The organism is Bacillus sp. T3 (assembly GCF_033449965.1).
Taxonomy (GTDB): domain Bacteria; phylum Bacillota; class Bacilli; order Bacillales; family Cytobacillaceae; genus Bacillus_BU.
The window spans coordinates 2431055-2443188 of record NZ_CP137761.1 but is presented as its reverse complement, the minus strand read 5'-3'; the positions used below and the strand labels follow the sequence as shown (position 1 = coordinate 2443188).

Genomic DNA, 12134 nt, shown 5'->3' with positions numbered 1-12134 from the left:
TTGTTTTCAAAGGATAATTTATTGGTTCGCTTTTTTAACCCATTCACCAACGGTAGCCGTTCGTTTCGCCTGGTGTTTAACCGCACCTTGAACATCCTCAATCATTTTACCATTTTGATCAACAGAAACGCTTGTTCCATATGGGTTACCACCTGCACCGAAAATAGATGGATCTGTAAAGCCTGGCGCTACGACAATTGATCCCCAATGATAAAATGTTGTATGAAGAGCCAAAATCGTTGCTTCCTGACCACCATGTGGGTTTTGTGCAGAAGTCATTGCACTTACTACTTTGTTGGCTAACTTCCCGTTAAACCATAGTCCACCTGTCGTATCGATAAACGCTTTCGCCTGACTTGGTACATTCCCAAAGCGAGTTGGAACACTAAAAATAATCGCATCAGCCCACTCTAAATCATTTAGTGTCACCGCAGGCACGTTAGCTGTTGCGTCAACATGTGCCTTCCAAGCCGGGTTCGAATCAATGGCAGCTTGTGGAGCGGTTTCGGGAATTTTAAGGACCTTAACCTCTGCACCTACCTCTTTTGCTCCTTCTTCCGCCCATTTTGCTAACTGATAATTTGTTCCGGTTGAACTGTAGTAAATAATCGCTAGTTTAACGCTTGACATACTCTCTCCTCCTGGCTATTCATCGTTATAAAAGAGCACTGGCAATTTACTCCCAGCTCTATTTTGCTTCATATTTTTGTAATTTATCCATCCGAAGAAATGTTCATTTTTTATAAATGAAACGTTTCTATTTTTTAATTGAATGATCAAAATCTCTTGCTTGTTCAATAAACGACCAGCCGGTTTTCAGGCCTAGGATAAACCAACCCAATGTCACAACTCCAATTGCAAATATTGTATCCCCCACAATACGGAACCAATGGAATACTTGGACGGTATCCTGTTGTAAAAATTCAGCTGACCTTGCGTACCACATACCATGCTCAACACTAGCCCACGTCTGCATTAAGCCAATCGGAATTAAGCTTATTAACACCATTAACGCAAGTCCGATATTTATCGCCCAAAATGAAAAGGCTAAAAGCTTTGTTTTCCACTTTCTTTGCCCTGTTAGTCCTTTTAAACAGAAAAGCATTAATCCGATGCCTAGCATCCCATATACGCCAAATAATGCTGTATGACCATGTACCGGTGTTGTATTCAAGCCTTGCATATAATATAAGGCAATTGGCGGATTAATGAAGAACCCAAATAATCCAGCTCCGACTAAATTCCAAAACGCAACCGCTACAAAGCAGTAGATTGGCCATTTGTAAGCTTTAACCCAAGGTTTTGTACGGCTTAAGGTTAAATTTTCATAAGCTTCAAAGCCGATGATCACAAGAGGTACGACCTCTAACGCACTAAATACTGCACCAAAAGCTAGTACACCTAATGGGGTGCCGCTAAAATAAAGATGGTGGAACGTCCCGATAATCCCGCCAAACAAGAAAATACTGGTTGAAAATAGTACTGAGGAAGAAGCAGTCGCTGTTCTGAGTAATCCCATTCTAGTAAATAAAAACGCGATAACAACAGTCGCGAATACTTCAAAAAATCCTTCTACCCATAAGTGTACAACCCACCAGCGCCAATATTCTGCCATCGCGAGATGCGTATGCTGGCCCCACATCAATCCAGGAACATAGAATAACGGAATCGCAGTTGAAGCGATTAGAAACATGGCGAGTAGATGGCGATCTTCACGAGATTTTTTAAATGCTGGTAATAAAGCTCTTCCCATTAAAAATAACCAGATAAACAAACCTATAGTTAAGAAATATTGCCAAAAGCGACCTAAGTCAACGTATTCATAGCCCTGATGTCCAAACCAAAAATTTGTTTTGTGATCAAACTTTTGGAATACCCCCATCCACTGACCTGCCATGGAGCCCACTACAATAATTAGCAGTGCGACGAATAAAACATTTACAAGTGATCTTTGAAATTTCGGTTCATAACCAGAAACGGCGGGAGCCATAAATAGACCGGCTGCTAACCAAGCGGTCGCAATCCATAAAATCCCTAATTGGGTATGCCATGTGCGAGCAACAGAATAAGGAAGCCATTTTTGGATTGGAATTCCATAAAATCCTGCACCTTCAACGGCGTAGTGAGCTGTAACGGCGCCAAGACCAACCTGCACGACAACTAAAGCTGCAACCACCCAGAAATATTTTAAAGTTGCCTTCATCGACGGTGTCGGAGACAAGGCGAGCAACGGATCCTTCTCTGGATATACTTCTTTAACATGTGGTTCGTGATGACGTTGGACGGCAAAATACCATGTAAGTGCCCCTACTCCTGCAAGAAGCATCACAAAACTTACAACCGACCAAATCACCATTTCTCCTGGTTGGACGATTATCGATTAAATCTTCATTCGGCCAGTTATTCGTATAAGTAATATCACTTCCTGGTCGGTTTGTAGCTGTAGCCCAAGTGCTCCAAAAAGAATGAATTCATATCATCCATCCGGTCTTGATTTTTAATCGTATTGACCGGGATAGCGTAATGGTCCCGTAATTCATCTAAATCTGGGTCATTCATGAATATTCCAGCATAGTAACCACTTAAGTAGCGATAGGCATCGGCACGATCACTTGAAATCGTTATTTCATTTTTTTCTTTATCGTACGTATTGGTACGCATTTCTTTTTTTAGCCGTGCTTGTAACTGAGCTTGTTGCTCTTCGTTCAAATCATCATAACGCATACCAAATTGAGCAGTGCTCCATTTATTCAATAAGAACATTGATTCGCGATGAAGCCAATCGGCATTCCAATCAGGTGCTACATAGGCTCCATGTCCCCATATACTTCCGACTTCCTGTCCACCAATTGATTGCCAAACATTTTGTCCAGCTTGGATATCCTGTTTGTTGAATAATACTGTCCCATCATCTGTTACGACACGGTCCGGAATCGGCGGCATTACCTGATAGATTCTTCCACCGTAATAGCCTAAAATAGCAAAAGAAATAATAATAACGAGACTTAATGTTACCCATAATCTACGGTAATTCATCGGCTTCCTCCATCAAAAAGTTTTTTGGCTCTGGCTTTATTACGTTGTTGAATTGCCATACCTTTCATAAGTTGCCCTGATTTGGAAACGATATTCAAGGATGCACAAAAAAGCATCGGTACGCTTTGCTACCGATGCTATCACCTGTAAAAACTATAATATTAAATTCAGCTAAACTTTAATCATGCTGCTTTTGTGGAAGATGTCGTTCTGGATGACCACTTCCATGTGTCTTTTTGTTTTTTTCTTGTTTCTTCTGATTTTGTTTAAGCTTCTCAACAAATTGATGAGTGCTTTCCATGATATCCCTCCTTGGTTATTCCGCCTAATTGTTACTTTATCCAGTAAAAAGGGAAATCATGCGTCATCAAATTTTGCTAAACTACTCTACGCATCGCCCGCAGCACATCCACTTCTGTCGCTCGTTTGGCTGGTCTCAAGCAAGAAATGAGTCTTAACTCATGCAAAAATGGCTAAGCCGAAAATTTATTAATTAAAGCGGCTTGTAATTGCTTTCTTGCACGATACAATCGATTTTTTATCGTAGAGGAACGTAGCTGTAATTGACACGCAATTTCTTTTTCCTTTAGTCCGTATTTAAGTTGCAATACTAATACTTCCTTGTACTCTTTTTTTAGCTGCGCCATGGAATCATTCAGTACTTTTTGAAAAAAATTCTGTTCAACCTCTTTTTCTGTTAAATCCTGACTGTTTGATACAAATAATATCGCTTCAATCATACTTTGATCAGATGGAAGCCAGTTTTTTCTTTTTTCTGCCCTGAGAAAATCGATAGCTGTCCTGACCGCAATTTGTGCAAGCCAGGGTGCAATTTTTTGTTGGTCACAAACACTATCGATATTTTTATAAGCTTTTAAGAAGGTTTCTTGCACAACATCCTCAGCAAGAAAGTGATCTTTTAAGACAGAGTATGCTATTGTGTGTAATCTCCTTGAGTACAGGGAATAGATGAGCGCAATATCAATTTCTGCCATAATAATATCCCCTTATTTAAAGTGTTGTTTAATAAAATCAGGCGCATGCTCTTCATCAAAAAAGTAGGTTTCAGCAAGATGTTCACCTTTATAGTAAAAAACAGCAGAGTATTTGTGATTTGGCATTGAGCTTGCTTGCGCTAAACAGAGTTCGATCTGTTTCTTATCCGTGATGGTCAATTTTTCTTTTTGATTTTCTATTTCATTAATAAACAATTGTGGGTCGTTATACTGATCGGTAAATGGATCCATTTTTAAATCAGCGACGACGATTTTCTCAACATCGTCAGCCTGCACACTAGCTTGCTCAAAAAGATCATTTTGAATGAGCCATTGGGTAAAATGTTCATAGTTTGGTTTATGGTTTAAATAAACAGAACGGTCTTTACCAAAAAAGATTTCAATCCCCGAACCGCGGCCTTCAAAATAACGCTCATCCAGATAGGACTCAGATAAAATATCTTGTTTTAAAGCAGCAATTGCCTCCGCTATTTGTTGTGAATTCGATAACGTCACAAAGTGATTTGAGAAAGAGTTTGATGAAATTTTTATTTGATTAATTTTTTCTACGTTCAGATGAAAGATTTCATTGGATGCTTGTTTGTACTCTTTAGACTCATGGATGTTTCGGTACGAATCCTCATAAAGTTCTTGATTGATTCGATATTGGCGGGAAATTTGGCTCCCATCATTAAGTGTGTAGAGGAAAAACGCTATTTCATATTGCCCCTCTTGTAGTTTCTGATTGAGGCTTTTATCTGCAATAATTTGTTTGTGTAGCTCGAGCACCTCTTTAATATTGTTCTTGCTTTCGAGTTCAGAAGGCACAAAATACGGTGCGTATGACTCACTTTTATCTGAAAATACATACGGTTGGTTGGTTAAAATGACACTTTTTATATCCTCTTGCTTTGGCAACTTTTTCTCATAAAAACCAAGTGATTGTACAAAAACAATCGTTACAGTAACAATGATCCCATACACAATTAAGCCTTTTAAATTTCCGAATATACGCCACGTTTTTTGGAGCACCATTTCTGCGATAAAATAGCCAATCATGGCTCCTAAGCAATAACCGAAAATAATCCATGTTAAATCCGTATTTTGAACCTCACTAAAATAAACACCACCGAATAGCATAACACAGGTTGTAACGCCGTATTTGAAGACGACTCTTAAGTTTGAATAGGCAATTGCTTCGGAGGTTACTTCGATTTTCCTTTTTTTATAAAAATAGAAAGATAAACTATACAAAAGAAGTGCCAATGCAAAATAACTAATACCATAGCTCCACTGCAGTGGACGGTTATCAAGCACCAATGCATAAGTAATCGGTGAATATTTCTCCAAATCCTTATTTAAAAAGTAATCACTAGGAAATCCGTAAAGCAGCAGTCTCAAATTATAAAAAATAAGCAGCGTTATCCCAACTGGGAAAAATAAAAAACATAGGTTAATACGGCCTGCACAGCGGAAATACCGGTCATCATTGCGATAAAAACACCGGATAAAAAAAGAACTATATTCATCAGAATGGTCGTAACAGTCCAATATAAGATGTCTTTGACCCCAAAATAAGGACTAAGATCAAGTGCGCCATGAGTAAGTAGAATCAATATCGTATTTAATAAGACCGGAACAATAAGTAGCACAAGACCAGTTAATACATAATATTGGTAGATTTTTGAACGCTTAACTGGCAAGCTATGAATTAAATCAGCAGCTTGTTTTACGTGTAAAAAACGAAATAAGAAGACTGCCATTATTATGGGAATGACCACCAATAAAACCACTTGAATATGATAATCATATTGAAATAAACTGTCGACTTGAACGTTAACAAATTGTTTTCTAGAGTACGTCATCATCATACGAATTGGTAAAGCAATACACAGACCCAAAAAATATACAATTGATACCCAGCCCACACTCCGAACAACTTGGAGGAGAATCTCTTTATTAAACGATGATGTTTTTGATTGCATAGCCAATATCCTCCATTTCATAAATAAAAATTTCTTCAAGTGTTAGCGGTAGCAGGTCAAATAGGACGGGATTTGTTGCGCCAATTTGTTCTGTGATTCGTTCACTTTCCCCTCTTACAATATAAAGGTAAACACTCCCTCTTTGCTCTTTGTGGAGAACTTCAAGATGTTGTAAAAGCTGTTCAGGCACAGTTCCGGACTTATAAGCTACCTGAACCTTATGAACATCTGATTTTAATTCATCCAGTTCTTTTTCAAATAAAAGCCTTCCTTTATGAATCACGCCTATATGGTCACAAATATCCTCTATTTCAAGGAGATTATGTGATGAGATTAAAATCGTCATATCTCGATCAGCAACATCTTGAATCAAAATGTTTTTTATTTTCTTTCGTACAACTGGATCAAGTCCATCCATCGGTTCATCTAGAATCAAAATGTCTGGCTTAGAGGAAAGAGCTAGAATAAAAGCAATTTGGCGTTGCCAGCCTTTGGAAAATGACAGAATTTTTTTATGAATATTTAACTCAAATGATGCAATTAATTTATGAAAGCGCTCGTCACTCCATGATGGATACATGCTTTTATAAAAGCGAGCCATTTGCTTGGTTGTATATTGAGACAAAAAATAAGGTGTATCAGGAAGATAAAAAACCTTTTGTTTCTGCTCAACCTGTTCAAAGATTGGTGAACCACCAATCTCAACGCTACCCTGTTCTTGCTTGTAAACACCGGCAATTAGCTTCATCAAGGTTGTTTTTCCAGCACCATTCGAGCCGATTAATCCATAAATGGAACCTTTAGCAATCGAAAGGGTGACGTTTTCAATCGCTGGTGAGGTATCAAATGCTTTACTGACACGTGTTAATTTAATCATTTTGATCCCCTCCCTTTTTTGCAGCGTCTAATTTTAGAATAAGTTCGACCAATTCATCAGCCGAAACACCTAGATAGAGAGCTTCTATGATCAGCTTTTCCAATTCTTTTTTCACCCCTGCGATTTTTTCTACATCCTTTGTTTGATTACTCGGATTGACAAAGCTGCCTTTACCCTTTACAGAATAAATAAAGCCTTGAACCTCTAATTCTCGATAAGCCTTCTGAATGGTATTCGGATTAATCGTGAGCTGAGTTGCCAGCATCCGAACTGATGGGAGCTGCTCATCTGGTTTGAGAATTTCGTTCATAATAAGTTCCTTTAACTTATCGACGAGTTGTTCATAAATGGGTTTTCGGCTCCTTAAGTCTAGCTCAAACATAAAACCCTCCAATCTGGTGGCTAGCACCACTTCGTTTACAGACTAAGTATTAAGCTGTATTAATTGTACTATGTGTACTACGTGTACTACGTGTATTAAGTGTACTATCAAACGTAATACAGTTTGATTATAATGCATCATCCATAAAATGAAAAGCTCTGTTTTTGAAATAATCACCAAATTAAAAAAGGAGCTCAACAGAGTGAGCTCTCAATAAACATTAATAGATTCTTTTGGCACCAACATAATATTGTGACCAATAGGAATTATCTAGAGAAACAACTTGGATTCCCTTGGAACTTGTTGCCGATACAAATTTATTATCTCCAACATAAAAACCTACGTGCGAGATCACACCTGGTGAATTTACAGCATAATAAACTAAATCCCCTGGCTGTAATTTACTCCGCGAAATAGGGGTGCCCTGTAAATAGAGATTACTCGATGTCGTTCTTGACATTTCTACTCCATGTTTATTAAACATAAAATAGACAAAGCCTGAGCAATCAAAACCTGTGGGTGTTGCCCCGCCCCATAAATAAGGGACACCGATATAATTATTTGTATCTCTAACGATTTCTTTTTTCACTAGTGCATGTTGGATCGCTGTTACCGTTGCGGAATCCTCTGTCCCCGTTACAGTGAGACCATAATCGCTTTGAAAGTTCTTTAATGCTTGAATAGTGGTTGAATCGTAAGTTCCTGTCATCGTTGGAACTGCGTAGTAACCAAGTGACTGCAATTGTTTTTGAATGACGGTTGCACTTGATTCAGTTCCAGTAGTAGGGGCTGGTGTGACAGCCGTTGGAATGACGAGAATTTGTCCAATATTAATGATATCAGTCGTTAATTGATTCGCTTGCTTTATTTTATCAACGGTGGTGGCAAACTGCCTTGCTAGAGCATAAAGGCTATCTCCAGCCTTCACCGTATAAGTTATGGTTTGGACAGGTGCAGGTACCAGGTGGTGGCGTTGGATTGGGATTCGTGGCTGAAGTTGGAATCAATAATGTTTGCCCAATCGATAAGGTAGTCGTTGTTAACTGATTTGTTTTTTGAATCGCCTCTACTGTGGTACCAAATTTTTTTGCAATCCCCCATAAACTATCACCTGAAACAACTTGATAGGTGATATTACTATAGGAAGGGTTAGTAGTTTCACTCGTTGCAGATGCGGAGGGAATCACTAATGTTTGACCAATCCGAAGGAGATCCGTTGTTAAACCATTGGCGCTTTTTAACATATTTACAGTAATACCGAATCGATTGGCAATCCCCCATAAACTATCACCAGCCACAACCGTATACGTTGATCCATTAGTGGTACTCACAGTTGAAGTGGAAGCAGCTGCCGTATCCTGGTCATTACCCATAATACTAATAGTGGTAAGTAAGATTGTTCCCATCATAATTTGCACGGATTTAACGACTAGCCCTTTGGGGATTTTCTCTTTTATATAAATTTGTATAGCATGATCCATCGTTACTAATTTAGTTTTCTGATTGACATCCAGATCGGTACTAAATTCGGTAGCATTTTTATTTACATATAAAACGATCTTATAACCGTCTTCTACCGGGATGAGTTGGTGTTTATTAAATAGATCCATGAAATGATCACCTCTGTTTTAACATTCACCTCATAAAGAAAATTATTTATCTCTTTTAAAAGGAAAAACATGCTAAAACTTAATATAATCACAAGATGAAAATAAAAAAACACACAGCATTTTAAAATGCTGTGTGTTTATGGAATAGAGCTACATATCCTGCCAAACTTCATCAGAGATGTCGCAATCGAAATATTGGATCGCCATATCCTTACTTTCATCAGTTAATTCCTTATATAAATGTAATTCTGGTAAATGCTCTGCAAAGTCTAAAACATCAGCTACTTCACTTTCTGGAATTTCGTTTATTAGCTTTAATAATTTTTCTTTTGCCTCGTTCATGGCAATCACTCCTGTGTTTATTTGACTTTATTTTATTATATCACTTTTATTTTCCAATATGACAAAGTTAACAAAACCTTCAAATTTTACAGATAAAACCAAACAATACCATTACTATTTTTACACAAATAGCGATTTACCGTGAGGAATCTTCACAAAAATGTAAATTTATGCACTTGACAAAAGAAAAATGTAGTGCTATTAATAGTATTAATTATCTGAAAATTAGAAATGCTGAGGAGGAAATATGAAAAACGTTTATGATTTAGCCGAATATAAAAAAAGACGAAAGAAATTAAAATTAACAAGAGCAATTAACAAGTATAAAGTAATCCTTTCATTTTGTACTATTTTCTCCATTTCAATTTCGCTCTGGGCATTTGTATCACTAAAGGCAGCAGTCATCTTCTCAGCGCTAATCCTTATGCTTCCTTTACTATTAAACAAGAAAAATTATTTACCGCAGATCGAGAAAGTTCCTGTTTCAAAGCCCCATTGAGGGCTTTGTTTTCATTTTAGGTAAAAAAAACTGCATTTCGCAGCCAATTTGTTTGCCACGAAATGCAGTGATATCTTTTATTCGTATTTTTTAAATATTAATGAAGCATTATGTCCGCCAAATCCTAATGAATTGGATAGAACTACATTAACATCCTGCTTGATTGCAACATTTGGAACATAATCTAAATCTAGCTCTTCATCCTTTGTTTCTAAATTAATGGTTGGTGGAATAATACCTTCATTAATGATGAATAAAGAGAAAATAGCTTCGATTGCCCAGGCTGCTCCTAGTAAATGCCCCGTCATCGATTTTGTGGAACTAACCTTTAATTGGTAAGCTGCATTTCCAAAAACCTCTTTAATCGCTTTTGTTTCATACAGGTCATTATAATACGTACTTGTACCGTGTGCATTAATATAATCCACTTGTTCTGGCGTAATTCCTGCATCACTTATGGCTAGTTTCATCGCACGTTGCCCACCCTCGCCATTTGGTGCAGGCGTTGTAATATGGTAAGCATCCCCTGTTGCACCGTAACCAACAAGTTCTCCATAAATTTTCGCTCCACGAGCTACTGCATGTTGAAGCTCTTCTAAAATTAATATGCCCGCTCCTTCAGCAATGACAAAGCCATCTCGGTTTTTGTCAAACGGTCTACTTGCTGAATTAGGATCTGGATTGGTAGAAAGTGCAGTCATATTTGAGAAGCCTGCAATCGTCATTTCTGTAATCGCTGCTTCTGTTCCGCCTGCCACCATCATGTCAACTTCTCCATTTTGAATGACTCGGAAGGCGTCTCCAATTGAATTTGCTCCAGAGGCACATGCTGTAACGGAGCAATTATTGATTCCTTTTGCGCCAAGCTCAATGGAGACCCTGCCTGCAGCCATATCTGGAATTAGCATCGGAATAATGAAAGGATTCACCCGTCTAGGTCCTTTGTCTAAAAAGCGTTTGTGCTGAGTTTCAAACTCATCCAATCCGCCTATTCCTGAGCCAATCCAAACGCCAATACGTTCTGCTGAGATATTATCTCCTACTTTAACGCCTGCATCTGTGATCGCCATCTTACTTGCTGCAACTGCGAATTGGGTATAACGACCCATTCTTTTTGCTTCTTTTCCATCCATATAATCTTCTGGGTTAAACTCCTTTACTTCTCCACCAACCTTGACATTGAATTTCTCCATGTCAAATTTTGTAATGGGTGCAATTCCGGAAACCCCATTTTTAATATTTTCCCAAGTGGTAAAAGCATCATTTCCAAGTGGAGTAATAGCTCCAATACCTGTTACGACTACTCTTTTTTTCATTCGCTTTTTCTCCCCAATGACTATTTATTTACCCCATTTTAAACAGATCGAGCCCCACGTTAGGCCCCCACCAAATCCTACTAGGACAATGACATCCCCATCTTGAATCAAGCCATTTTCGATTTCCGAAAACAATGCTAGTGGAATGGAGGCTGCAGAGGTATTTCCATGTTTAGTAACAGTGGTCGAAACCTTTTCCTGCGCTAAACCTAATCGTTCTCTTGCTGCATCGATAATACGAATATTTGCTTGATGCGGAATTAGAAAATCGACATCTTCTTTTTTTAGCCCAGCCTTATCAATAGCGTGAAGACTAGACTCCGGCATTTGCCGTACAGCAAATTTATAAACCTCGCGACCATTCATTTTAATTTTGCCAGTTTCAGCATCAATGTATAAATGATCTGCACCACTGCCGTCTGCCCCTAAATCAACTGATAATATTCCTTTGTCACTAGAGACTTCACTTAGAACAACGGCACCAGCCCCATCGCCAAAAAGGACGCAGGTAGTCCGGTCAGACCAATCCAGCGTTTTCGTAAATTTCTCGCTCCCAATAACTAAAACATTCTGATACGTATCCGTTTCAATAAATGGCTTAGCGGTTGCAATTGCATATATAAAACCAGAACAAGCAGCACTCACATCCATTGCCGGAATATTTCTTACGCCAAGTGCCTCTTGCACCATACAAGCTACCGAAGGAAAGGGATGATCCGGTGTAGCCGTCGCAACAAGAATCATATCGATTTCCGTTGCCTGTAGTCCAGCATTTTCTAGTGCTCGCTCCGCAGCGATAATCGCCATGTGCGAGGTGTCAATATCTTCATTAGCTATTCTGCGTTCTTCAATACCTGTTCTGGTACGAATCCATTCGTCATTTGTATCTATTTTACTTTCTAAATCAGCGTTTGTAACAATTTGTTCTGGAACATATGTACCAATTCCGATAATTCCAACTCGTTTCATTCCATCACCCTAACATTGTAGTTTTTATGACTAGGTCATAATATCTCATATAACATTATAAACGTTTCTCCTTAAAAAGTGAAGGTAAGAAATTTATATTAAATTTATGGATTAATGCTCATT

At 38.3% G+C, this 12134-nt stretch carries 14 protein-coding genes and 1 pseudogene; 1 reads left to right on the top strand and 14 read right to left on the bottom strand.

Translation table 11 applies throughout. The annotated features are described in order from the left end of the window. Positions 1-18: 18 nt before the first annotated feature. From wrbA to RGF10_RS12550, 12 genes and pseudogenes are all read right to left on the bottom strand, one after another. Positions 19-630: an NAD(P)H:quinone oxidoreductase type IV gene (wrbA, locus tag RGF10_RS12605; RefSeq protein ID WP_318502545.1), complete on the bottom strand. Its 612-nt coding sequence runs from the start codon at positions 628-630 to the stop codon at positions 19-21. 127 nt (positions 631-757) lie between these two features. Further along, positions 758-2356, bottom strand: a complete 1599-nt coding sequence (locus tag RGF10_RS12600) for a cbb3-type cytochrome c oxidase subunit I (protein ID WP_318502543.1) — start codon at positions 2354-2356, stop codon at positions 758-760. Further along, positions 2256-2943: pseudogene (locus tag RGF10_RS12595) on the bottom strand (hypothetical protein). Before RGF10_RS12595 ends, RGF10_RS12600 begins: the two are co-directional and overlap by 101 nt. Before the next feature lie 271 nt (positions 2944-3214). After that, positions 3215-3337: a DUF4023 family protein gene (locus tag RGF10_RS12590; protein ID WP_318502539.1), complete on the bottom strand. Its 123-nt coding sequence runs from the start codon at positions 3335-3337 to the stop codon at positions 3215-3217. A 172-nt stretch (positions 3338-3509) separates the two neighbouring features. Next, positions 3510-4031 carry an RNA polymerase sigma factor gene (locus tag RGF10_RS12585; RefSeq protein ID WP_318502537.1) on the bottom strand — a complete coding sequence of 174 codons (522 nt, stop codon included), beginning with the start codon at positions 4029-4031 and terminating at the stop codon, positions 3510-3512. A gap of 12 nt (positions 4032-4043) precedes the next feature. Then, on the bottom strand, positions 4044-5381 hold the full coding sequence (locus RGF10_RS12580) for a DUF6449 domain-containing protein (protein WP_318502535.1): 1338 nt from the start codon (positions 5379-5381) through the stop codon (positions 4044-4046). Positions 5382-5452: 71 nt separating this feature from the next. After that, complete coding sequence (locus tag RGF10_RS12575) at positions 5453-6016, bottom strand: hypothetical protein (protein WP_318502533.1); 564 nt, start codon at positions 6014-6016, stop codon at positions 5453-5455. Beyond that, positions 5991-6893: an ABC transporter ATP-binding protein gene (locus RGF10_RS12570; RefSeq protein ID WP_318502531.1), complete on the bottom strand. Its 903-nt coding sequence runs from the start codon at positions 6891-6893 to the stop codon at positions 5991-5993. Before RGF10_RS12570 ends, RGF10_RS12575 begins: the two co-directional genes overlap by 26 nt. Continuing rightward, complete coding sequence (locus tag RGF10_RS12565) at positions 6886-7275, bottom strand: GntR family transcriptional regulator (protein WP_318502529.1); 390 nt, start codon at positions 7273-7275, stop codon at positions 6886-6888. The genes RGF10_RS12570 and RGF10_RS12565 overlap by 8 nt, the downstream gene beginning before the upstream one ends. A 220-nt stretch (positions 7276-7495) precedes the next feature. Beyond that, positions 7496-8203 (bottom strand): C40 family peptidase, encoded by a 708-nt coding sequence (locus RGF10_RS12560; RefSeq protein ID WP_318502527.1) that lies wholly within the window; start codon positions 8201-8203, stop codon positions 7496-7498. Further along, complete coding sequence (locus RGF10_RS12555) at positions 8187-8885, bottom strand: LysM peptidoglycan-binding domain-containing protein (protein WP_318502525.1); 699 nt, start codon at positions 8883-8885, stop codon at positions 8187-8189. The genes RGF10_RS12560 and RGF10_RS12555 overlap by 17 nt, the downstream gene beginning before the upstream one ends. A gap of 150 nt (positions 8886-9035) precedes the next feature. Further along, positions 9036-9227: a DUF2281 domain-containing protein gene (locus RGF10_RS12550; protein WP_318502523.1), complete on the bottom strand. Its 192-nt coding sequence runs from the start codon at positions 9225-9227 to the stop codon at positions 9036-9038. Between the two features lie 247 nt (positions 9228-9474). On the opposite strand from RGF10_RS12550, the gene RGF10_RS12545 reads away from it, so the two are divergent. Beyond that, complete coding sequence (locus RGF10_RS12545; RefSeq protein WP_318502521.1) at positions 9475-9726, top strand: hypothetical protein; 252 nt, start codon at positions 9475-9477, stop codon at positions 9724-9726. A 77-nt stretch (positions 9727-9803) separates the two neighbouring features. Here RGF10_RS12545 and fabF read toward each other — a convergent pair whose 3' ends face one another. Next, positions 9804-11042 carry a beta-ketoacyl-ACP synthase II gene (fabF, locus tag RGF10_RS12540; RefSeq protein ID WP_318502519.1) on the bottom strand — a complete coding sequence of 413 codons (1239 nt, stop codon included), beginning with the start codon at positions 11040-11042 and terminating at the stop codon, positions 9804-9806. Positions 11043-11066: 24 nt separating this feature from the next. Continuing rightward, positions 11067-12011, bottom strand: coding sequence for a beta-ketoacyl-ACP synthase III (locus tag RGF10_RS12535; RefSeq protein ID WP_318502517.1), 945 nt, complete (start codon positions 12009-12011; stop codon positions 11067-11069). Positions 12012-12134 lie beyond the last annotated feature (123 nt).

What these genes read in the sequence shown, in the direction of transcription:
- wrbA (WP_318502545.1), bottom strand. Translation starts at nt 630, where the DNA reads ATGTCAAGCGTTAAACTAGCGATTATTTACTACAGTTCAACCGGAACA.
- RGF10_RS12600 (WP_318502543.1), bottom strand. Translation starts at nt 2,356, where the DNA reads ATGGTGATTTGGTCGGTTGTAAGTTTTGTGATGCTTCTTGCAGGAGTA.
- RGF10_RS12590 (WP_318502539.1), bottom strand. Translation starts at nt 3,337, where the DNA reads ATGGAAAGCACTCATCAATTTGTTGAGAAGCTTAAACAAAATCAGAAG.
- RGF10_RS12585 (WP_318502537.1), bottom strand. Translation starts at nt 4,031, where the DNA reads ATGGCAGAAATTGATATTGCGCTCATCTATTCCCTGTACTCAAGGAGA.
- RGF10_RS12575 (WP_318502533.1), bottom strand. Translation starts at nt 6,016, where the DNA reads ATGCAATCAAAAACATCATCGTTTAATAAAGAGATTCTCCTCCAAGTT.
- RGF10_RS12570 (WP_318502531.1), bottom strand. Translation starts at nt 6,893, where the DNA reads ATGATTAAATTAACACGTGTCAGTAAAGCATTTGATACCTCACCAGCG.
- RGF10_RS12565 (WP_318502529.1), bottom strand. Translation starts at nt 7,275, where the DNA reads ATGTTTGAGCTAGACTTAAGGAGCCGAAAACCCATTTATGAACAACTC.
- RGF10_RS12555 (WP_318502525.1), bottom strand. Translation starts at nt 8,885, where the DNA reads ATGGATCTATTTAATAAACACCAACTCATCCCGGTAGAAGACGGTTAT.
- RGF10_RS12550 (WP_318502523.1), bottom strand. Translation starts at nt 9,227, where the DNA reads ATGAACGAGGCAAAAGAAAAATTATTAAAGCTAATAAACGAAATTCCA.
- RGF10_RS12545 (WP_318502521.1), top strand. Translation starts at nt 9,475, where the DNA reads ATGAAAAACGTTTATGATTTAGCCGAATATAAAAAAAGACGAAAGAAA.
- fabF (WP_318502519.1), bottom strand. Translation starts at nt 11,042, where the DNA reads ATGAAAAAAAGAGTAGTCGTAACAGGTATTGGAGCTATTACTCCACTT.
- RGF10_RS12535 (WP_318502517.1), bottom strand. Translation starts at nt 12,011, where the DNA reads ATGAAACGAGTTGGAATTATCGGAATTGGTACATATGTTCCAGAACAA.